The 21081-nt window shown below is 71.6% G+C and carries 19 protein-coding genes; 7 read left to right on the top strand and 12 right to left on the bottom strand.

Annotated features, from left to right (window positions below):
• Nucleotides 1-247: 247 nt before the first annotated feature.
• Both WH85_RS31675 and WH85_RS47600 read right to left on the bottom strand, forming a co-directional pair.
• On the bottom strand, nt 248-580 hold the full coding sequence (locus WH85_RS31675; protein ID WP_045745724.1) for an STAS domain-containing protein: 333 nt from the start codon (nt 578-580) through the stop codon (nt 248-250).
• On the bottom strand, nt 577-2496 hold the full coding sequence (locus WH85_RS47600; protein WP_052720956.1) for a SpoIIE family protein phosphatase: 1920 nt from the start codon (nt 2494-2496) through the stop codon (nt 577-579). Before WH85_RS47600 ends, WH85_RS31675 begins: the two co-directional genes overlap by 4 nt.
• Before the next feature lie 183 nt (nt 2497-2679).
• On the opposite strand from WH85_RS47600, the gene WH85_RS31665 reads away from it, so the two are divergent.
• The gene (locus WH85_RS31665) at nt 2680-3342 is read left to right on the top strand and encodes a DivIVA domain-containing protein (protein ID WP_052720955.1); all 663 of its coding nucleotides are present in this window, start codon (nt 2680-2682) and stop codon (nt 3340-3342) included.
• 10 nt (nt 3343-3352) lie between these two features.
• Here WH85_RS31665 and WH85_RS31660 read toward each other — a convergent pair whose 3' ends face one another.
• Nucleotides 3353-5002 (bottom strand): Na+/H+ antiporter, encoded by a 1650-nt coding sequence (locus tag WH85_RS31660; RefSeq protein ID WP_083449398.1) that lies wholly within the window; start codon nt 5000-5002, stop codon nt 3353-3355.
• A 462-nt stretch (nt 5003-5464) separates the two neighbouring features.
• Between WH85_RS31660 and WH85_RS31655 the strand changes: the two genes are divergently transcribed.
• Nucleotides 5465-5698 carry a hypothetical protein gene (locus WH85_RS31655; RefSeq protein ID WP_157411333.1) on the top strand — a complete coding sequence of 78 codons (234 nt, stop codon included), beginning with the start codon at nt 5465-5467 and terminating at the stop codon, nt 5696-5698.
• 143 nt (nt 5699-5841) lie between these two features.
• Here the strand turns inward: WH85_RS31655 and WH85_RS31650 are convergent, their stop codons facing one another.
• The gene (locus WH85_RS31650) at nt 5842-6486 is read right to left on the bottom strand and encodes a response regulator (protein ID WP_045745721.1); all 645 of its coding nucleotides are present in this window, start codon (nt 6484-6486) and stop codon (nt 5842-5844) included.
• Nucleotides 6483-7589, bottom strand: coding sequence for a sensor histidine kinase (locus tag WH85_RS31645; RefSeq protein WP_045745720.1), 1107 nt, complete (start codon nt 7587-7589; stop codon nt 6483-6485). Before WH85_RS31645 ends, WH85_RS31650 begins: the two co-directional genes overlap by 4 nt.
• 140 nt (nt 7590-7729) lie before the next feature.
• Here WH85_RS31645 and WH85_RS31640 point away from each other — a divergent pair, with 140 nt between their 5' ends.
• The gene (locus WH85_RS31640; RefSeq protein WP_083449403.1) at nt 7730-8473 is read left to right on the top strand and encodes an ABC transporter ATP-binding protein; all 744 of its coding nucleotides are present in this window, start codon (nt 7730-7732) and stop codon (nt 8471-8473) included.
• Complete coding sequence (locus WH85_RS31635; protein ID WP_052720954.1) at nt 8470-10911, top strand: FtsX-like permease family protein; 2442 nt, start codon at nt 8470-8472, stop codon at nt 10909-10911. The genes WH85_RS31640 and WH85_RS31635 overlap by 4 nt, the downstream gene beginning before the upstream one ends.
• 143 nt (nt 10912-11054) lie before the next feature.
• On the opposite strand, the gene WH85_RS31630 is transcribed toward WH85_RS31635, so the two are convergent.
• Genes WH85_RS31630 through WH85_RS31620 form a run of 3 tightly spaced genes read right to left on the bottom strand, consistent with a single transcriptional unit; the run spans nt 11055 to nt 14148 of the window.
• Nucleotides 11055-11714: a response regulator transcription factor gene (locus WH85_RS31630; RefSeq protein ID WP_045745718.1), complete on the bottom strand. Its 660-nt coding sequence runs from the start codon at nt 11712-11714 to the stop codon at nt 11055-11057.
• A gap of 11 nt (nt 11715-11725) precedes the next feature.
• Nucleotides 11726-13264: a sensor histidine kinase gene (locus WH85_RS31625; RefSeq protein WP_157411332.1), complete on the bottom strand. Its 1539-nt coding sequence runs from the start codon at nt 13262-13264 to the stop codon at nt 11726-11728.
• The gene (locus WH85_RS31620) at nt 13264-14148 is read right to left on the bottom strand and encodes a CPBP family intramembrane glutamic endopeptidase (RefSeq protein ID WP_045745716.1); all 885 of its coding nucleotides are present in this window, start codon (nt 14146-14148) and stop codon (nt 13264-13266) included. The genes WH85_RS31625 and WH85_RS31620 overlap by 1 nt, the downstream gene beginning before the upstream one ends.
• Nucleotides 14149-14321: 173 nt before the next feature.
• On the opposite strand from WH85_RS31620, the gene WH85_RS31615 reads away from it, so the two are divergent.
• A complete protein-coding gene (locus tag WH85_RS31615; RefSeq protein WP_045745715.1) occupies nt 14322-14690 on the top strand; it encodes a hypothetical protein in 369 nt (122 codons plus the stop codon).
• A gap of 4 nt (nt 14691-14694) precedes the next feature.
• On the opposite strand, the gene WH85_RS31610 is transcribed toward WH85_RS31615, so the two are convergent.
• Nucleotides 14695-16152 carry a cryptochrome/photolyase family protein gene (locus tag WH85_RS31610; protein ID WP_045745714.1) on the bottom strand — a complete coding sequence of 486 codons (1458 nt, stop codon included), beginning with the start codon at nt 16150-16152 and terminating at the stop codon, nt 14695-14697.
• 623 nt (nt 16153-16775) lie between these two features.
• Between WH85_RS31610 and WH85_RS31605 the strand changes: the two genes are divergently transcribed.
• Nucleotides 16776-17084, top strand: a complete 309-nt coding sequence (locus tag WH85_RS31605) for a MerR family transcriptional regulator (protein WP_045745713.1) — start codon at nt 16776-16778, stop codon at nt 17082-17084.
• Between the two features lie 13 nt (nt 17085-17097).
• On the opposite strand, the gene WH85_RS52450 is transcribed toward WH85_RS31605, so the two are convergent.
• Both WH85_RS52450 and WH85_RS51785 read right to left on the bottom strand, forming a co-directional pair.
• Nucleotides 17098-17289 carry a hypothetical protein gene (locus WH85_RS52450; protein ID WP_045745712.1) on the bottom strand — a complete coding sequence of 64 codons (192 nt, stop codon included), beginning with the start codon at nt 17287-17289 and terminating at the stop codon, nt 17098-17100.
• A 68-nt stretch (nt 17290-17357) separates the two neighbouring features.
• Nucleotides 17358-18209, bottom strand: coding sequence for a CPBP family intramembrane glutamic endopeptidase (locus WH85_RS51785; RefSeq protein ID WP_052720953.1), 852 nt, complete (start codon nt 18207-18209; stop codon nt 17358-17360).
• 300 nt (nt 18210-18509) lie between these two features.
• On the opposite strand from WH85_RS51785, the gene WH85_RS51780 reads away from it, so the two are divergent.
• Entirely contained in the window at nt 18510-20081 is a 1572-nt protein-coding gene (locus WH85_RS51780; RefSeq protein WP_045745711.1) for a hypothetical protein, read from the top strand.
• Nucleotides 20082-20119: 38 nt separating this feature from the next.
• Here the strand turns inward: WH85_RS51780 and add are convergent, their stop codons facing one another.
• A complete protein-coding gene (add, locus tag WH85_RS31585) occupies nt 20120-21067 on the bottom strand; it encodes an adenosine deaminase (RefSeq protein ID WP_045745710.1) in 948 nt (315 codons plus the stop codon).
• Nucleotides 21068-21081 lie beyond the last annotated feature (14 nt).

Below are 21081 nucleotides of genomic sequence, written 5' to 3'. Positions count from 1 at the left end.
GGCCCGCTGTCGTAGCCGTCCACGCCGATCCGGTACCAGCCCTTGACGATCGCGCAGCTCTCCCGGCCGGTGGGGGCGGTGCACGCCCTCGTCCTCGGCGTAGTCGCCCGTAGTGGTGCGGCAGGGCGGCCATCACCTGCCTCTTCGCCGCGTCGACGGGTGAGATGTAGGTCCAGTTTCGGCCCAGCGCGGCCGTTGACCGTCGGGCCGGGAGAGGTAGCCGGCCGGGAAGTGTCGCCCGCGACCGTCAGGTTCCGGGTTGCGATTCCCGGATGTTCAGGTAGGCGTCCATGTGCGTGATGGTGAGCAGGCGTTCGACGATGCTGCCCGGCGCGACGGCGACGGTGAGCCGGCCGCCGTCCCGGTCGAACGCGGCGGACAGTTGCTGGAGCATGTGCAGCGCGCTGCTGTCGAGGAACTCGATGTCGCTGAGGTCGAGATCGACCGGTGTGCTGGTTCCGGCGGCCCGGATCCGGTCACCGACGGTGCCGGCGTTCGACATGTCGAGTTCGCCGGTGACCCGGACGTGCACGCCGGTCTCGTGGATGCTGGTGGTGACGTCCGCGATGGGGTCGGTCATCGGCTTGCTTCCCGGGTAGGCACGCGGAACCGGACGAGGGTGCCGTCGGTGGTGGAGTGTCGCTCGAAGTCGTGGCTGAGGGTGTCGATGATCGGAAGGCCCCGTCCGCGGCTGGTGCCCGCTTCGCCGGGGGTCCGCCAGGTGCCGTGATCCCGGACCGTCGCCAGGTACGAGCCGTCCGGCTCGTACCGGACGTCGATCTCGATGGTGCCGGTGGGGTCCTCGCGGTAGGCGTGTTCGATGGCGTTGGCGCACGCCTCGTTCACGGTGATGAGCAGGTCGTCGTCGTTGCGGTCGAGGCCCGGCAGGGTGCGCTGCCAGGCACTCAAGGCGTGGCGGAGCCGGGACAGGCCGTGGCGGTCCGCGACCATCGTCTGATGGAACGGCGCCGGTGGCACCCGCAGGCAGAGCACGACGACGTCGTCGTTGCGGTGCTCGGCGACGCCCAGCGCGGTCAGCAGACCGTCGCACACCTCGCCGACCGGTGCGTGCCGCAGCGCGACGGTGGCGTCGCGGAGCCGGTCCAGGCCGGTGGTGATCGGTTCGCGGCGCCGCTCGACCAGGCCGTCGGAGAAGAGCACCAGCAGGGCGCCGGGTTCGAGGGTGTCGCTCGCCTGCGGCCGTGATCCGAAGTCCCGGCCGGTGATCGGGGCGGACCGGCCGTCGTCCAGCCACCGGGCGTCGCCGCCGGCCGTGACCACGAGCATCGGCGGGTGCCCGGCCGACGCGTGCCGTAGTTCACGGGTGGCCGGATCGAAGACGGCGTAGCAGGCCGTGGCGAACGGGATCTCGTCGTTGACCGCGACGAACCCGTCCAGGTGGGTCAGCAGGGTCCCGGGGCCGGGCACGTGCGGTGCGAGCGCGCCCATCGCGACCCGCATCTTCCCCATCGCCGTCGCGGCGGCCAGGCCGTGCCCGACGACGTCGCCCACGGTCAGTGCGACAGTGCCGCCGCGCAGCTCGAAGGTGTCGTACCAGTCGCCACCGACCTCCAGCGTGGCGCTGCCGGCTTCGTACCGCGCCGCGATCGAGACCCCGGGCGGCGCCACGGTGCGGGCCGGCAACAACGCCCGTTGCAGCTCCAGGGCGATGCGGTGTTCCTCGTCGCGGGCCCTGGTCTGCTCCGCCAGGGCGAGCTCGCCGACCCGGCGTTGCGCGTCGATGTCGGTGGCCACGCCGAACCAGCGCACCAGATCACCGCTGTCGTCCTGGAAGGGGACGACCCGGATCAGATACCAGTGGTGACCGCCGTCGCGGTGCCGCAGCCGCGCCTCGCACTCGAAGACGGCGGGCGGATCCCGGTGCCCGTCCCAGGCGGCCAGGAACCCGTCGCGCTCACCGGGATGGACGGCCCCGCCGAGCAGCGCACGGTCGGTGTCCGCGGTGTGCGGCGTCCCACCGATCAACGTGGACCAGCTCGGGTTGAGCATCTCCACGGCGCCGTCGGGCCGGGCGACCCAGATGAGCTGCGGGGTCACCTCGACGACCTGGCGGAACCGGGCCTCGCTCTCCCGCAGCGCATCCTCGATCTCCCGGCGCCGGGAGATGTCGGCGGCGACCCCCACCAGCCGGTCCGGTCGGGGCGGGTCACCCTCGAAGTAGGCGCGGGCGGTCACCATGACCCACCGGTACGAGCCGTCTCCCCGGTCGACACGGATCTCCTGGCTCAGCAGGCGGGAGCCGCCCGGGTCGAACGCCGCCGCCACCGCCGTTCCGTACCGCTGCCGGTCCTCGGGGTGGATCATCGAATCCAGCGCTGTGGCGAGCGACAGCACCCCGTCGGACGGAAGGGCGAACAACTCCAGCATGCGAGCGTCGGGCTCTCCGCGGTCCTCCCGTGCCGACCACACGAAGGTTCCCATCTCGGCCGCGTCGAGCGCGACCTGCAGCCGCTCCTGCTCAGTCTTCTGCACCATCACTCATTCCGCGGTCGATCGACTCGTCTCCCGCCGCTACCGGCAACGGTCAGTATGCAGACCATGACGTCGATGATCATCAAGTAGCTCATCGGCCGGTGGGCCCGGTGCGGCGCCGTCATGGGGAGGCGACCGACGTAGCCTTGCGATGTCCAGCTACTTCGATGCCACCCGAGGAGCTTCATGCCCCTGACACCGGCCGACATTCACAACACGGAGTTCGGAAAGGCAACCTTCGGCCGGCGTGGCTACGACGAGGACCATGTCGACACGCTCCTGGACGAGGTCACCGGCGAGATGATCCGCCTTCTCGAGGAGAACAGCGCGCTGCAGAACCAGCTCGCCGCCGCGGGATCCGACAGGCAGGACCGGGCGGCCGCGGCGCAGCTGTCCGCGCTGACCGTCGACCTCGACCGTGCCCGGCGCGCCTGTGAACGCGCCGAGCAGCACGCCCGGCTCACACGGCATCAACTCGACGAGGCCCGGCGCTCGGCCGCCACATCCGACACCGCCCGTGGCGACGCGTCGGTGCAGCCGGTGCTGCGGATGGCGCAGCGGACCGCCGACGGCTATCTCCACGAGGCCCAGGAGAAATCCGGCAGGCTGCTCGCCGAGGCCCGCGAGCGGACCGACCGCACCCTGCACGAGGCGCAGGACACCGTCGACGCCATCGGCCGGAAATCCCAGCGTCTCCAGGAGACGGCCGCGGCGGAACTGGCGGCGGGACGGGCCAGCATGACCCGGGACATCGACTCGCTGTCGCGGTTCATCGACGACTACCGCGCCGGCATGACACACGACATCTTCCGCCGGGGACGGTTCAACGAGGGTACGGCCGGCTCCTGAACCGGGGGCCTCAGCGGCGGGGCGGCCGGTCGGGCAGCATGCGCTCCTCAAGATCCAATTCACGTTCCAGCACGCGCAGGCCCTCGTCGGACAGCTGGCCGGCATCACGCCAGCGGAGGAACTCGTCCCGCTGCGCTTCGAGGGCCACTCGTCGTACGTGCAGCGCGGCCTCGTACCCCGGTGACACCGGCGGACCGTCCGCCTCGTCCGTCTCGCGCAACAGGACGAGCCGGTCCTGATACCGGCTCAGCCGGGTCCGCAGCTGCTCGCGCATCGTCTCGATCACCGGGGCGCTGATGTCGTCGTGCTCCTGCCTCTCCAGGTCACCGAGGGCGGTGAGGGCGGCCTCGACGGACGCCGACCGGGCCTCGTTGCGGAGGCGGGCCTGATCGTTGTCGTCCGCGGGCAGGCCGAGCCGCTGGACGATCGGCGCGAACGTGAGGCCCTGGCCGACCAGGGTGACGAGGACGACGACGAAGGTGCAGAACAGCAGCAGGTCGCGGGCCGGGAACGGGGCACCGGCCTCGGTGACCACCGGCAACGTGAAGATCGCGGCGAGGCTGATCACGCCCCGGGTGCCGGCCCAGGAGAGGACGACGACCTCCCGGCCGGTCCACCGCGCGGGCGCCTCCCCGGCCGGCTCGCCCCTGCTCCACCGGGCGTGCAGCGCGGCGGGCAGCAGCAGGGTCGACAGCAGCCACAACGGCCGCAACAGCAGGACGACGCCCACGGTGATCACCACGGCGACGACGACGGTGCCGGTGTCGTACCCGGTGAGCCCGCGGATGACCTCCGGCAACTGCTGACCGATCAGCAGGAACACGAGGCCCTCGAGCATGAAGTCGACGAGTCGCCAGACCGCGCTCGTCTGCAGCCGGCCCGCACTCGAGGCGGACCGCGGCGTGTGATGCCCGACGATCAGCCCGGCGACGACCACCGCCAGCACGCCGGAGACGTGGACGTGCTCACCGAGCAGGTAAGCACCGAACGGCGTGGCCAGCGAGACGGCGTTCGCCAGCATCGGATCACCGCTGAGCGGCCGGGACAGCAGGCGCACGGCGTACGCGACCAGCACTCCCACGGCGGCGCCGCCCACCGCGGCGATCAGGAACCGGCCGAGCGCCGCCGGTGCCGAGAACCTGTCGCCGGAGGCGGCGGCGACCGCGACGCTCAGAATGGTGAGGGCGGTGGCGTCGTTGAGCAGCCCCTCGCCCTGGATCAGGGTGATGATGCGTGGCGGCAGGCCCACCCGGCGCCCGACGGCCAGGGCGGCCACCGGATCCGGTGGTGCGACGGCCGCGCCGATCGCGATGCCGGCGGCGAGCGTCGCTCCCGGGACGAACCACGCGAAACCCAGGCCGATCAGCAGTGTGGTCAGCAGAACCAGAACGACCGACAGACTGATCACCGTACGCAGATTGCGGCGGATCGCGAGCATCGACGAGTCCAGTGCGGCGCTGTATAGCAGCGGCGGCAGGACGAGCGTCAGGATGATCTCCGGATCGAGGGTGATGTTGGGGCCGGGCAGCAGGGCGTAACCGATCCCGATGATGGGCAGCAGTGCCGCGGCGGGCAGCCCGGTCCGGCCCGCGACCCACCGCACCACGGCGACCACACCGACAGCGGCGAGGACGAAAACCAGAGCCGACTCGACATCCACCTGCCCATCCTCGCGGACCGGCCCGCGGGCGCGGCGAATCCGGGCGGGGATGCGGGCGGCCGCAAAACGGCTGAACCGAATCCCGGGTGGAATTGTCGAAGGTCGGCCCCGTTCACTGTGCTACGGTGGGCGAGTTGCAGGTTTGATTTCCGTAGACGTTTCCAGCGCCTGATGGACTTTAATGATCCATCCAGGCGCTTTTTCGTTCGTGCCGGATCCGGCGCCGGTGTCCAACGCGGCAGCCTGCGAGTTCGCGGAGCAGCGACATCACCCAGGGTCGGCCGGGCCTGCCGGCGGAAATGTTCGCACGCTCTGATTCGCGATCTCCGAACGGTGGCCCGACTGGTTCAGCGGGCCGCCGTTCGGTATTCCTCGACCTCATTCGTTCAGATTTGTTCTCGTGATTGTCCGTGACGTGCGGCACCTGCTCTTACCGGCGTGCCGCACGAGGAAAGGAAGTGCATGTCCATGATTACCGTCGTGCCCGGCGCGTCAGGCGCCCAGCCGGTCGCCGGCACCCCCCGTTCTCAGGGGCCGGCACCCGTCGAGGGCGGGCCGTCGCTGTTCCTCGCCCCGCTCGGCACCAAGGAGCAGAGCCCTGAGCTGCACGCCTCGGACTGCGGCGAGACGGCGATGCACCGGCTGCGCAACCCGTTCGCCGTGACCGCCGAAACCGGCACCGACCGGCGGAGGTAGCACCCGTCACCCGGTGCGCCACCGGTGGTGGCGACCACGTCCGCCGGACGGGGTGCGCAACCGTCGCCCGCCGGTGATCCGAAGCGGGCCACAGCATGATGTCGAGCGCACCGATCCGCTGCGGACATCAGGGCTCCCGTGGGTCAGCGGGCGGCGCCGTTGCGATACGCCCAGACGACCACGTTGAGGCGGTCCCGGACACCCAGTTTGGCCAGAACCCGGCCCACGTGGGTCTTCACCGTCACCTCCGCCAGATGCAACCTCTGGGCGATCTCCGCGTTGTTCGCCCCCGCGACGATCAGGTCGAACACATCACGTTCCCGCGTGGTGAAGGTGTCCAGCGGCGCCGGGTCCCGCGGCACCGGTGGGTCGGCCCTGGCCGCGACGAGGTTGCGTGTCGTGGTCGGGGCGATCACCGAACCGCCGTGGTACGCGCTGCGGACGGCCGCCGTGAGCCCCTCGGCCGTGGTGTCCTTGAGCAGGTAACCACTGGCGCCCGCGTCGAGGATGCGGGTCGCGTAGTCGTTGCTGTCGTAGGTGGTCAGAGCGAGGATCTTCGGCGGCCGGCCGCCGGCTCCCAGGATCGCCTTGGTGGCGGTGATGCCGTCGGTGCCGGGCATCCGGATGTCCATCAGGATCACGTCCGGGTGGTGCCGGGCGGCCAGGTCGATCGCCTCGGCGCCGGTCGCGGCGGTGGCGACCACGCGCATGTCCGGTGCGGCGTCCACGACCATGGCGAATCCGGCGCGGACCAGGTCCTGGTCGTCGGCGATGAGGACGTCGATCATGCCGGTGCTCCTTCGGCGGCCAGCGGCCAGGTGGTCGTCACGGTGAGGTCCCGGTCCGCGGTGATCGTGCAGTCGCCGTTGAACATCGAGCAGCGCTGGCGGATGCCGGACAGGCCGCGGCCGTCGACCGGTTCGTGCCCGCCGCCGGGTGGCAGCGGGCTGGTCACCGTGACCGTCAACAGCGACGGCGTCCACTCCAGACGGAGCTCGGCCCGGTGCTCGGGCGCGTGTTTCAGCACGTTGGTCAGGGACTCCTGGATGATCCGGTAGACCGCCAGGTCCATGCCGGGGGCGAGCGCCTGCTCCGGGCCGCCGGTCACGACGGTCACCTTCAGGCCGGCGGCGGTCACCCCGGACAGCAGGCCGGGCAGCTCGGACAGGCCTTTCGCGTACCGGTGGAGATCGTCCTGATCGACGACGGCGAGCAACCGTTTCACGTCGGTGAGGGCCTCCCGGCCGAGGCCGGCGATCCGGTCGAAGACCGGGCCGGCGATGGTGGCGTCGGCACGCGCGGCGACCCTGCCGCCCTCGGCCTGGGCGATGATCGAGGCCAGGGAGTGGGCGATGATGTCGTGCATCTCCTGGCTGATGCGGGTGCGTTCCTCGTGGACGGCGAGCTGGGCGCGGGTGGCGCTGTCCTGCTCGGCGAGGGCACGCCGGTGGTCGGCGTCGCGGACGGCGGCCCGCTGCTGGCGCTGCATGATGCCGGTCGACCAGGCGGCCAGGGTGGTGGCGAGGATCAGGATGGCGGGCAGGCCCGCCCCGAGCTGCCGGTCGTGCAGGGCCTGGGCGGCGACGACGGCGGCCCCCGCGGCGCCGATCAGCAGACCGGCGTGGCGGGAGCGGCCGGGCGCATACGCCGCGGTCGCGTGCACCGCGACCAGCGCGACCAGGTCGCCGGGGAACATGAAGCTGTGCGAGACCAGCAGGTGCGCGCCGGAGATCATCGCGACCAGGGCGAGGAAGGCGCGCGGCGCGGTGCGGCGGAGCAGCATGGGTACGCTCACCGCCGCCGACCAGTACCACTCGTCCTGCCCGGCGAGCCCGAGGAGCAGGCAGCATCCGATCACCGCGGCGGCGACGAGGGCATCGCCGGTGATCATCCGTCCACTTCGTCCCACCACGCCACCAACCCTAGGCCGCGGCCCGGCACCGGACCCGATACCCAGGTATGGGTTCCGGCGCCGAACACGTATCCCGTGGTCGGATGTGCCGCGCCGTCCCGTTTCCTAGCGTGGGTGCGGTGACGATGCAGACGACACGTGCCGAGATGGTGAGCTGCCAGGACGTCCGTAAGACGTACGGCACCGGCCCGGCCACGGTGGCGGCGGTGGACGGGGTCTCCGCGGGCTTCCTCGCGGGTGAGTTCACCGCGATCATGGGCCCGTCCGGTTCCGGCAAGACGACGCTGATGCACCTGCTGGCCGGTCTGGACACGCCCACCGAGGGCACGGTGAGCCTGGCCGGCACCTCGCTGGCCGGGCTGGACGACGACGCGCTGACCGACCTGCGCCGCGACCGGGTCGGTTTCGTCTTCCAGGCGTTCAACCTGCTGCCGACGCTGACCGCCGAGCAGAACATCGTGCTGCCGTCGCGGCTCGCCGGACACCGGCCCGACCCGGCCGAGGTGCGCCGCATCGCCGAGGAACTGCAGATCAGCGACCGGTTGTCGCATCGCCCGGCCGAACTCTCCGGCGGCCAGCAGCAGCGGGTCGCGGTGGCCCGGGCGCTGCTGGCGAAGCCCTCGGTGGTCTTCGCCGACGAGCCGACCGGCGCGCTGGACATCGCCACCGGACGCGCCCTGCTCAGCGGCCTGCGAGACGCGGCCCGGCACGGCGGCCAGACGATCATCATGGTCACCCACGATCCGGGCGCCGCGACGTACGCCGACCGTGTCCTGGTGATGGCGGACGGCCGGATCCGCGCGGAACTGCGCCATCCGGGCCGGGAGCAGATCCTGGCCGCGATGGCCTCGGTGGCGGTGTGACGATGGTTCTCGCACTCGCCTGGTCGCAGCTGCGCACCTATCCCGCCCGGCTGATCGCGATCGTCGCCGCGGTGACACTGGCCACCGGTTTCCTGGCCGCGACCGCGACGTTCGCGGCCACCTCCAGCGAGGGGTTGCGCCGGACCGCCGCGGCCCCGCTGACCACGTCCGACATCGTCCTGGACGCGGATGAGACGATCACCGACCCGCGATGGTACGAGGCCGCAGCCGCCGTCCCGGGAATCCGGTCGGTGGACCCGCAGTACGCCCGCACGGTGACCGTCTTCGGTGGCTCCCGGCGGGGCGCCGCGAACGTGCAGAGTGTCGCCGCCACCCCGGAGGTCCGCTGGTTCGCCCTCGATCGCGGCGCCTGGCCCGCGGGCCCGGGGGAGGTGGTGGCCGACCAGCGCACGCTCGACGATCTCGGGGTGGACGTCGGCGCCGAGTTGACGTTCCGGCAGGGGGCGCAGGCCCCCGTCCCGGTGACGGTCACCGGGGCGGCCGATCTGGGGTTCCGGCCGCTGACCGGGTCGGACTTCCGGTTCTACGCGGATCCGGCGTTCTTCGCCGGTGACGTGCCGGCGGCGGCGTTGTCGCTGGTCGACGACCCGAGCCGGCTCGACGAAGTGCTGAGCGGGTTGCGGCCGGTGCTGGGTCCCGGGATCACGGCGGGCAGCGCCGCCTCCGCCGCGGACCAGGCCGCCGCTCGGTTCGCCGGTGGAAACGGGCAGCTGGTCGTGCTCATGCTGGCGTTCGCGACGGTGGCGCTGCTGGCGGCGGTGCTGGTCATCGCGAACACCTTCCACGTGATCGTCGTGCAGCGGGTCCGGCAGATCGCGCTGCTGCGCCTGGTCGGTGGACGCCGGAAGCAGGTGAACCGGGTCGTCCTGGTGGAGGCCGCGATCGCCGGCGTGGCCGGTGCGGTGACGGGCGTGCCGGCGGGGGTGGGCGCCGGTTATCTCGGCGCGGACCTGCTGGAGATCAACGGGGGCGGCCTGCGGGTGAGCCTGCCGATGCTGTTCCTCTGCGCGCTGGTGGGCGTGCTGGCCACGGTGCTCGCCGCCTGGCTGCCCGCCCGGCGGGCGACCCGGATCCCCCCGGTGCGGGCGTTGCAGGACGCCGCCGAGCCTCCGGCCGGTGCGGTCCGGGGCGGACCCCGCCTGGTGGTGGGTGTCGTGGTCACGGCCGTGGGCGGCGCGCTGCTCGCGGTGGCGGCGGCCGGTGCCTCCCTGCCGCTGGCGATGGCCGGCGGGGTGCTGCTGTCGGCCGGGTTGCTGGCGGCGCTGCCCCGCCTGATCGGCCTGCTGCTGTCGCCGGTGGCCCGGTTGCTGGAACGGTTCGGGGTGGCCGCCGGCCTGGCCGGCACGAGCCTGAGCCAGAACGCGCGCCGGACCGCTTCGGCGGCGATGGCGGTCGTCGTCGGCGCCGCGCTGATCACCGCCCTGGCGGTGGCGGCCACGAGCGGGCGGGCGACGGTGTACACCGATCTGGAGGCGCGGTACCCGGTGGCGGCCGGACTGCGTACCGACGGCACCGCGATCAGCGGGGCGACGGTGGCGGCACTGGCCGAGGTCGACGGGCTGGTGGCCTCCGGCACGGTCGGCACGGTCGCCGCGCGGTTCCCCGACGGCGGCCAGGCCACGCCGAAGCTGCTGGCCGTGCCGAGCGCCGAGCTGGCCGAGCGGGTGGCCCCGCAGGTGGTGGACCAGCCGGTCGTCCTGCTGCCGGCCGCCTACCTGGCGGAGCTCGGCCTCGCCGACGGCGCACCGATCACCGTCACGGTCGGGAAACGCAGTCTCGCTCTGACCGTCCGGGCGTCACGGCTGGCCGACACCACCGGGCAGTTGCTCGGTGTCGTCGGGCAACGGGCGCTCGGCGACGGCATCGTGACCACCCCGACGGCGGTGTGGGGTGTCGCGGCCGCCGGGTTCGACCGGGACCGGCTGGCCGCCGACGTGAACGCGGTGGCCGCCCGTGACGTGCAGGTGCAGGTCGGCGGGGGGATCACCGAGGGCGGCGACATCGCGAACGTGCTCGCCATCCTCCTCGGACTCTCGGTCGGGATGCTGGCGGTGACCGTGGTCATCGCGCTGCTCGGGATCGCCAACCTGCTCGGGCTCTCGGTGGTCGAACGGGCCCGGGAGCTGGCCCTGCTGCGGGCGCTGGGCACCCGCCGGGGCCGGTTGCGGGCCATGCTCGCGGTCGAGGCGGTCACCATCACGGTGCTGGGGACGGTGGCGGGTGTCGTGGTCGGCGTGCCGGTGGGGCTGGCCGGGGTGGCGGCGGCGGTGGGCGCCACCGCCGACCCGGTGATCCGCCTACCGTGGGGACAGCTGGCGGTGCTGGTGGTGGCGGCGGTCGTGACCGGGGTGCTGGCGAGTCTGCTCCCGGCTCGCCGGGCGGCGCGGGTGGCGCCGGCGGAGGGCCTGACCCGGTAAGAAGTGACGCCGACCGGTGCCCGGCCACCCGCGTGCCGGGGGTCGCTGCGGCGCGGCCCGGCATCCCCGGGACCCGCCGATCGCGGTGATTCACATCCGGTCAGCGGTTGACGTCGCTGATCGGGATCCGGAACGAACAGGTCTCAGCCGAGGAGGCCGGCCCGCTGTGCCAGCATCGCGGCCTGCACCCGGTTGTCGCAGCCGATCTTGGTGAAGACGCGGTAGAGGTGGGTCTTCACCGTGCCCTCGGTGACGAACAGCCGTGTGCTGATCTCGGCGTTCGACAGGCCCTGGGCGAGTAGCACCAGCACCTCGCGCTCGCGGTCGCTCAGGGTCCGCACCCTGGCCAGGTCCTCGCTGGGTGCGGCCGGCGCCGGGGCGGGCAGGCGGTTGAGGACCTGGCGGGTGACCTTCGGCGACAGGTAGGCGTTGCCGGCCGCGGCCGCGCGGATCGCGTGCGGGAGTTCGTCGGCGGCCGAGTCCTTGAGCAGGAAGCCCGCCGCGCCGCCGGTCAGGGCCTGGCCGACGTAGTCGTCCTCGCCGAACGTGGTCAGCATGACCACCTGCACGGACGGGCTGCCGCGCCGGATCTCGCGCAGCGCGGCGAGACCGTCCATCATCGGCATCCGGATGTCCAGCAGCACCACGTCGGGCCGGTGCAGCAGGGTCAGGTCGATGGCCTGGCGGCCGTCGCCGGCCTGCGCGACCAGGGTGATGTCGTCGAACGGCCGCAGGATCGTCTCGAGGGCGGCGCGGACGAGCCGGTCGTCGTCGGCGAGCAGCACACGGATGGGCGCGGTCATCGCGGCTCCCCTCACCGGCGGTCCAGGAATTCCTGCTTGTCTACCAGGGCGCCGTTGCGGAAGCAGAACCGGTAGACGCGTGTCGTCCCGGTCTCGGTCTCCTCCTCGAGCTGTTCCAGGATCGAACCCTCGTAGTCGACGCAGGTGGCCCCCGGCACCTCCCGGCCGCCGGTGGCGCCGATGATCGCGGTGTCCGGGTCGGGCAGCAGGTCGCGGACCTCCGGTTCGGGCCGGCCGACCCCGATCGTGTCGTAGAGTTCCCGGTCGACCGAGGCGAACCGGGTGGACGCCCACAGGCCGGCGCAGCAGACCGTCAGCACCCCGGCGGCGCCGACGGTGGCCGTGATCAGGACGAACCGGGAACGCCGGCGGTCGCGGGCCACCAGGTCGGCGAAGTCCGGGCCGTCCGGGACCGGCGGCGGAACGGCGGCCGGGCCGGTGCCGCCGTTGGCGTACGGCAGGGTCGCGGCCAGCCGGAAACCGCCGTCGGGGGTGGGCCCGTGGTAGAGCACGCCGTGGGCGACCCGGACCCGTTCGGTCAGCCCGAGCAGCCCCTGACCGGAGGTGTGCCGCACGACCGGCCGGCCTGCGGTGTTGGTGACACCGGCGATCACGGCGTCCGGCTCGTACCGCAGCGAAAGCACCACCCGGCTGCCGTGCGCGTGCCGCAGGGCGTTGGTGAGTCCTTCCTGGATCACCCGGTAGGCGGCGTGCTCGATCAGCGGGGACAGCGGCCGGGCCGTGCCCTCCCGGAGGATCTCGACCGGGGTGCCGGAGGCGCGGGCCTGGTCGGCGAGGTCGTCGAGGCGGTCCAGCGACGGCGCGGTGGCCTGTTCGTCCTGTCCGAGAAGGCCCAGGATCTGCCGCAGTTCGGTCATCGCGGCCGCCGACGTCTCCCGCAGCATCGCCGGGTCCTGCTCGGGCATGCTCGCGTACAGCGAGATCAGGGTCAGTTTGTGGCCCAGTGAATCGTGCAGGTCACGAGCGATCCGGGTGCGTTCCCGGGCCCGCGCCTGCCGGGCCACCTCGCTCTGCTGGGAGTGCAGTTGCAGGTTGCGCCGGTGCATCGCGGACATCAGCACCCGGCGGCGCCGGACCACCCGGGCGACTCCCGCCGGAATCACCGCGACCAGCGTGAACGCCGCGGTGAGCAGGATCAGGCTGAGCAGGTCCGGCCGTTCCTCCCACCACCAGGAGCCGCCGGCGAAGCAGGCCGCGCCGAGAGCGAGCCCGGCCGCGACCTGCCACCACCGGGCCGCCTGGTAGGCCAGCGACGCGCTCATCACCAGCAGCGACACCCAGCCCTGACCGCCGGTGACCAGGCCGGTCAGGGCGGCTGCGGCGTAGGCGGGGAGCGGGAGGCGACGGCGCGACAGCACCGCCGCCGGCGTCATGACGCCGATCAGCCAGGGTGCCAGGGCATGGACCGGGACGACGATGACGGAGATCAGCGACTGCCCGGTGACGGCCAGGACCAGGACGGTCTCGTAGGCGAGGCGCCAGCCACCGGCGGCTCGCAACCGGGCCGTTCCGGCTCGCAGCCCGGCCATCACGTGAGCTGCCGGCGGCGGGCCAGCCACAGGACCGCCAGGCCGTAGAGCGCCATCATCACCATGTCGGCGATGGCCTCGGTCGCGGCGACGGGCCGGTCGGCGGCGTCCACGGCGCCGGTGACGATCAGGAGTCCGAACACCGCCACATTGTTGATCACGTGCAGTCCGATCGCGGCCTCCAGCCCACCGGTCCGGATCGTCAGCACGCTCAGCACCAGCCCGCAGAGGACCATGGCGGCCAGGCCCCAGCCGGAACCCAGGCCGTGTGCCAGGCCGAACAGCACCGACGACACCACCACACCCGGCCACGGCGTGCGCATCCACGACCCGAACGCCTGCAGCAGCCAGCCGCGGAAGAAGTACTCCTCACCGGCCGCCTGCAACGGCACCAGCAGCATCACCACGACCGCCCCGACCAGCATCCGCGACCCGTCCGCCGGACCGCTCTCCAGCCCGGCACCGGGGAGAAGAGCCACAAACCCGAGATTCAACGCCATCATGGGTACGGCTACCAGCGCGCACGTGGTCATCCAGCGCCACCGCAGCCGGCCCGCCACCGACGACACGGTGCCCGGCCGGCGGCGCTGCACCCACCACGCGGCGAGCAGGGTCATCGGGATCAGTGCGCCGAGCGTGAGCAGCGTGCGGGGGAGTTCCCCGGCGGCGCCGCCCAGCACCTCCTCGGCCCGCCCGCCGGCCAGCGTCACGATCGCGTCCGCCGCGCCCATGCCCCCGGCCAGCATCAGCGGCAGTCCGAAAAGGATTACGAAGGTGCCGGCGATCGGCCGCCACCGGCCGGGGCTGCCGGTCCGGGCGAGCAGGTGGTAGGGCACCGGTGCGGGGGCCACGGCCTGCGGCGGTGTCGCGAGAAGCGTCGTCATGGGAGGAAGCCTTCCGGCTCGTACCCGGGGAGACGTCTGCCGGACGCATGACCGCCGGTACGACTTTCGGCATACAGCGCGCCCGCCGGGTTCCCACGAAGCACTGACGATTCCCGATCCGATTCTCGGGAGGCTACTTCCGACACAGCGAACACCATTCCTGGAGGAACGCCATGCGGAAAGTCGCCATCATCGTCACGGCAGTGCTCGTCGTCCTGTGCGGCGGACTCGGCTGGACCGGATACCAGTGGTTCAACCTGGGCCGGGAACTGGTCGACGCCGGCGTCACGCAGGAACAGTTCGACGCCCAGAAGGTCGGCGCGGACGAGAAGACGGTCCGGGACGCGCTGCCCGAGCCGCTCAGTGACATCGCGGAGAAGGACCTGTACGGCGACGACCAGGGCCGCAACGGGGCGCCGGCCGGTTCCGCCTGCGTCTACTACACGTTCGCGCCGCTCGAGGACGCCGGTCCCGACCTGTGGCGCTTCTGCTTCGCCGACGGCAAGCTCGCCGAGAAGAGCGGCCAGTCGATCCCGGAGTGACCGCTCACGGCGCTCGCGAACCGCGGAGTCTCTCCTGCTCGAGCAGGGCGTCCAGGTCGGAGAGCCGGCCCAGCCCCTGCAACGGCCGGCGCATCCGGTGATTGCCCGCCAGCTCCGGTTCGTGGCGGGCCAGGAAACTCCAGTAACCGGCGGTGTACGGGCAGGCGGTGTCGCCGGTACGCACCTTCGGGTCGTACCGGCAGCCGCGGCAGTAGTCGCTCATCCGGTGCACGTACGCGCCGCCGGCGGCGTACGGCTTGCTGCTCATCCGGCCGCCGTCGGCGAACTGGCTCATGCCGATCACGTTGGCGGTCATCACCCACTCGTAGCCGTCGACGAAGCAGCGGTGGAACCAGTCGGCCACCGCCCCGGGACGCCAGCCGCGCTGCATCGCGTAGTTGCCCAGGATCATCAGCCGGGGGATGTGGTGCACCCAGCCGCGGTCGCGGACCCCGGCCAGCACGTCCGACAGGCAGCGGGCCTCGACCGCGTCGGCGTTCAGGTCGGCGAACCAGCGGGGCAGTTCCCGGCGCGCGTGCAGCTCGTTGGCCGCCCGGTAGTCCGGCTCGAAATACCAGTAGAGATGCCAGACGAAGTCCCGCCAGCCGAGGATCTGCCGGATGAAACCCTCGGCGCCGGCCAGCGGCACCGTCCCGGCGCGGTACGCGGACTCGGCCGCTTCGATCACTTCGAGCGGGTCCAGCAGACCGAGATTGATCGCCGGGCTGAGCAGGCTGTGCGCCATCAGCGGGTCACCGGCGAGCATCGCGTCCTCGTACCGGCCGAAGGTGGGCAGACGGTGCTCGACGAAGTGGCGCAGCCGGGCCACGGCCTCGGCCCGGGTGGCCGGGAACAGACGCGGGCCGTCGGAGCCGACGAAGGTGATGCCCTCGTCGTGCTGCCAGCGGTCCAGGTCGGCGCGGACCTCGGCGTCGATCTCGTCCTCGACGATCTCCGGTGGGGCGGGGACGCCGAGGCGGGCGGCGCCCCGCGGTGGCGGCTCACGGTTGTCGGCGTCCAGGTTCCAGCGGCCGCCGGCCGGCTCGCCACCGTCCATCAGGATGTCGTGGCGGCGGCGGGCGTGCCGGTAGAAGTCCTCCAGGCGCAGGTGGTCCCGTCCGTTCGCCCAGGCCGTGAAGTCGCCGGGCGAGGTGACGAAACCGCGGGGCGGCAGCATCTCGACGTCCGGCAGCCGGCGGACGAGACCGCGGGCGGCGCGGGAAGTGGGGTGGCAGACGCTGACCGGTTCGGTGATGGCTTGCGCGTACGTCTCGGCCCGGACCAGGCGGACCCGGTCCGACCGGGCCAGGTGCCGCAGCGCGGAGAGGACGAGGTGGGCCTTCTGCCGGTGGAAGGCGCGCCGCCGGAACACCGCCTTCGACTCGACCAGCAGCACCTTCTGGCCGGGTTCGTCGAGGAAGTGCGGGCCGAGCTGGTCGGCGAACAGCCAGCGACGTGTCATGCCGCCATGCTCCCGGACCGGGGGCGGGGCGGTGCGCGAAAGCCGGCGGTGTGCGCCCCCGGGTGGATGACCTCGACGGGCCACCGAGAAAAACTATGACGGAGGAGGTAGAAATTCTCGACGAAGCCGGGTAACGTTCCTGTTGTCGAAGTCGGAGGTAAACAAAGACCGAGACGATGTGACCGAGCGTCAAGCAGGGCCCGGATCGCTTCGAGGCTCGCTCGGCACCGCAGGTGAGGCTGATGTCAGTTCAGGGCTTCACCTGGCAGTGAAAAGCTCGTCGCACGCGTGTGGAGCCATGAAGTCGCGTGGGGTTCCCTCGCCGTCGAGCAGCACGACAGCGACTCAGAAACGAAGTCAGAGGAAAGGGAGGGGAAGACACCGTTGGATCGCCCGCTGAATGGATCGTGTCATCGATCCGGGTGGGGGACACCGCAGTATCCATCGAACGAAAGGTGGTCTTCGGTCACGCTCATGCGATCCTCGCATCCCAAGCCGCACATACCGGCGGATGCGGAAACGACAAACCGGCGAACGAGCCGGCAGATGGTGTTTTCGACCCACTAGTCCCTGGGCCCCGGCGTTCCGACGCCGGGGCCCTCGTCATGGAAGAAGAGGAGTGCATGGCCCCACCCGACGACATGTTCGGTGACGACGACTACCCCGCCTACACGATGGGCCGCGCCGCGGAGATCATCGGAGCCTCGCCGGATTTCCTGCGCCGGCTCGGCGAGGCGAAACTGATCAGCCCGCTGCGCTCCGCCGGCGGACACCGCCGCTACTCCCGGTACCAGCTGCGCCTCGCCGCCCGCGCGCGGCAGATGGTCGACGACGGCACCGCTCTGGAAGCGGCCTGCCGGATCATCATCCTCGAGGACCAGCTCGCGGAAGCGCTCGAGGAGAACGAGAAGCACCGGCGCCGGCTCTCCTGAATCCGTCCGGCGTCTACCAGGCCTGTTCGGTCTCGCAGGCGATCATGGGTGTCGGACACCCTGCCCTGGCACACGTCGGTGTTCGCGCCACCGTCGAGAACGCCGGCGCCACCTCGATCCGATCCGCGCCGTTCCCGCCGGTGATCAGGTCGTGGCCGTTCCCGCCGTACAGCTGGTCGTTGCCCCGCCCGCCGAACGCCCGCATCTTCAACCCGAGACGGGAACGGGACGGCCCCCCGAAGGGAGCCGCCCCGTGGCGGTAGAGGTGGCGACTCAGAAGGGGCGCTTACGGAGCAGGCCGTCGCGGCGGGCCTTGCGGAACATCCACACCGCCGGGACCAGGCAGACCAGCATGGCGACCACGCTGGCCTCCGGCCCGAACGTCCCGCCGGTCAGGGTGGTCGACGCGGTCGGGTCCATGGTCAGGTGGAACAGGCCGGGGACGCCCTCGGTGCCCGAGGTGGCGGTGCCGAAGATGCCCAGCTCGGTGGTGTTCCAGGCGAAGTGCACGCCGATCGGGAGCCAGAGCGAGCGGGTCAGCACGTAGCTCAGCGCGGTCAGGGTGCCGCCGGCCAGGGCGATCGCGAGGGAGCCGGAGATCGTGGAGTTCTCGTTCACCAGGTGTGTCAGGCCGAACAGGACGGACGAGGTCACGATCGCGATGACGCTGCCGGTGCGCTCCTCGAGGATCCGGTAGATCACTCCGCGGAACAGGATCTCCTCGTTGACGGCGACGCTGGTCATCGAGCCGGCGATGGTGAGGAAGGCGCCGATCGAGCCCGCGGTGATCCGGCCCCAGCCGCCGAACATCCCGATGATGAGAATGGTCGCGGTGAAGCAGAGGAAACCGATCAGCGTGCCCCTGCGAAGGCCGGACCACATTGCTTTCCGGTCGAATTCGGCGACGTCCTCGCGGCCCTCCACCCGGCGGGCCAGCCAGGTGTAGCCGGCGATCGCGGCGGCACTGGTGGCCAATCCGGCGACCAGCGCCGCGATCGGGTGGACCTCGGCGAGGACGTTGATCCCCCGGGTCGCCGACAGCACCGCGACCATCGCGACGAGAAGAATCGGGAAACGGAATCGCCGGAGCGTTTGCGGGTTCAGTGCCGTGACGATCGCGTTCATTTCCCGGTCCTTTTCAGTCGCCGTTCGTTCTGATGAACACGACTTTATGGATCGGGAGGGCCCACCCCATCCCCGTGCGGGAAGCACTTTCGGATCCCCCGCGCGGGGGATGGGGCCGGGGCCTTTCGGTTCGGCGTACGTCGCCCGGACCGCGGTGTCGTCCGGCGGCGAGTGCCGATGGTCCCGATACCACCTGGGTGGTGCCGAGCAGGGGATAGATATGCGAGGATGGCAGGACGATACCGTCTCGACGCTTCCTGAAGCGGTCGGCGGCCACATTCCACTCACGGGGATCGGTGGATGTTCTCTCTGCGTAATCTGGCCGGAGCCGTCATGGTCCCGGCCCTCCTGCTCGGCATGGGCACACCGGCCGAGGCGGCCGGCAACACCCTCACTCTCACCGCTCTGAACCGCAACGGCGTCAAGGCCGGCGTCACCGCCACCGCGGTCAACCTCGCCACCAACTCCAGCTACACGCTGAAGGGCGGCAAGGCCAAGAAGCTGCCCAAGGGCACGTACACCGTGATCACGTCGATTCGCACCGGGCGCACCACCACCCTCGCCGGCAAGACGGTGAAGGTGTCCGGCAAGAGCAAGCTGACCATCGACGCCCGTAAGGGCAAGAAGGTCTCGCTGGCGATCAACCCGGCGCCGAAGGGTCTCTACGCGCAGACCGAGGTGCGGATCTGCACGAGGAGCGCCAACGGCGGCTACTCGGTCGAGACCAGCACGTTCGACAACGACGCGGTCTACGTCGTCCCGACCACGTCCACGAAGTACGGCTACGCGGCGCTCGGCCACTGGGACGACGGCTCGACGATGAGCGAGAACTACGCGGTGCTGCACCAGACCGTCGGCGTGCCGAGCAAGCCGAGCAGGACGTACGCCGTGTCCAGCCTCGCCGCGGTCACCGTGGACACCCGCCGCGGACCGGACGGCGGTTCCTACCACCAGCTCTCCGCCCGGCCGGGCGGCAGCGGGTGCGGGCAGGGCCTGCACGCCGGTCTCGGCAGCACCGACCAGCCGGTCCGGACGAAGCTGCGGCTGACCGCCGGCAAGTGGACCATCGAGTCGGATTCCTCGGCCGCCGCGAAGGACGGCTCCACCCGGACTGTGGCCGCCGAGTCCGCGAACCGGACGGTCAGTGGCGGCAAGATCTACGGCCTGCGGTTCTACGGCGCGGGTTGGGGACCGGGCTCGACCCTGCCGCATGTGATCAGTGGCCGGATCAACTACCCGATCGGCGAGATGTTCGAGGACCCGGCCTTCGCCACCGGCGGCTACGCGTACGCCGTCGGCGAGAAGGCGACGGCGAAACTGGTCTTCGGCGGCAAGACGGTCAAGACGGCCAAGGACAAGGGCTGGACCAACGAGGCGGTGTACCTGGGCTACACGGTCAAGAAAGCCGGCTGGTACACCCTCTCCGTCGACGCGAGCCGTTACTACCCGGAGGTCCGCCTCCCGGGCGCCCTGCTGTCGCCGAAGACCGCCGTCACCTACCGTTTCAAGGCCAAGCCGAAGAGCTCGGTGCTGGCCCCGGTCTACGCGGTGCAGATCGTCCCCATCGGGCTGAACCTGAACAACCAGGCCAAGGCGGGCAGCACCACCGAGGTGGCGGTGAAGCTCAACCGGCTCCTGCGGTTCGGCGACACCAAGAAGGGCGCGAACCCGAAGGTCACCAAGGTCACCGCGAAGGTGTCCACCGACAACGGCAAGACCTGGCGGGCGACGACCGTCAAGAAGGTCGGCGGGACGTGGACCGTGCTGGTGAGGAACCCCGCGTCCGGTGGGGTGTCCCTGCGGACCCGGGCCACCTATTCCGGTGGTGGCTACACCGAGGCGACCGTCGTTCGGGCGTACGCCGTCGGTTGAATGAAGTGACCCGGTCCGCTGGTGAGAAAGGCTGAGCATCAGCTCCCGGGGAGAGCGAACGCCGCCCGGCGGGCATGGTCCTGGATCAGCTCCACATCGGAGGACGACAGGCCGGCCCGGGGGGCGGCGTCGCGGTACTCGCCGGACAGGGTGATCGCCGACGTGCGGGGATCGTCGGTGCAGAGCGCGACCGGCACGCCCGCCGCGAGCAGCCGCCGCACCGGGTGTTCGGCGTAGCTCGGGGCGCCGCTGGTGTGCAGGTTGCTGGTCAGGCAGACCTCGAGCGTGATCCGGTGCTCGGCGAGGTGCTCGAGCAGGGCGGGATCCTCGACCGCGTGGATGCCGTGGCCGATCCGTTCGGCGCCGAGATGACGCACCGCGTCCCACACGCTGTACGGCCCGGCCGCCTCGCCCGCGTGCACGGTGACGTGCAGGCCGGCGTCGCGCGCCAGGCGGAACGGGTCGGCGAACTCGGCGGCCGGCACGCCCGCCTCGTTGCCGGCGATGTCCACCGCGCAGAACAGGTCCTGCCTGGTCAGCAGGGTCTTCATCTGGGCGGTGCCCTGCTCGGGCCCGAGGTCGCGGAGCAGGATGCCGATCAGGGCGACCGGCAGGCCGGACTCCCGGGAGGCGGCGTGGACGCCGTCGGCGACCGCGTCGATGACCGCCTCCGGGGCCAGGCCGGTCTCCTGGGCGATGAAGGCCGGGCTGAACCGCACCTCGAGGTAGTCCAGGCCGTCGTCGGCGGCGTCCCGTACGCATTCGCGGGCGGCGCGCTGCCAGTCGTCGAGGGTCTGGAACGCGGACGGCGCCGCGTCGACCTTGGCGAGGTACGGGATCAGGCCGCCGAGCGGGCCGCGGGCGACCAGCAGGTCCTCCGGGTCGTCGGCGGTGGCCAGCGGGTGGCCGTAGCGGTGGGCGAGTTCCACAGTGGTGGACACGCGCAGCGTGCCCTCGAGGTGCCGGTGCAGGTCGATCAGTGACATGGGGTCTTCTCTTC

This window comes from Actinoplanes rectilineatus, assembly GCF_000962825.1.
Taxonomy (GTDB): domain Bacteria; phylum Actinomycetota; class Actinomycetes; order Mycobacteriales; family Micromonosporaceae; genus Actinoplanes; species Actinoplanes rectilineatus.
This window is presented reverse-complemented; position numbering and strand designations above follow the sequence as displayed.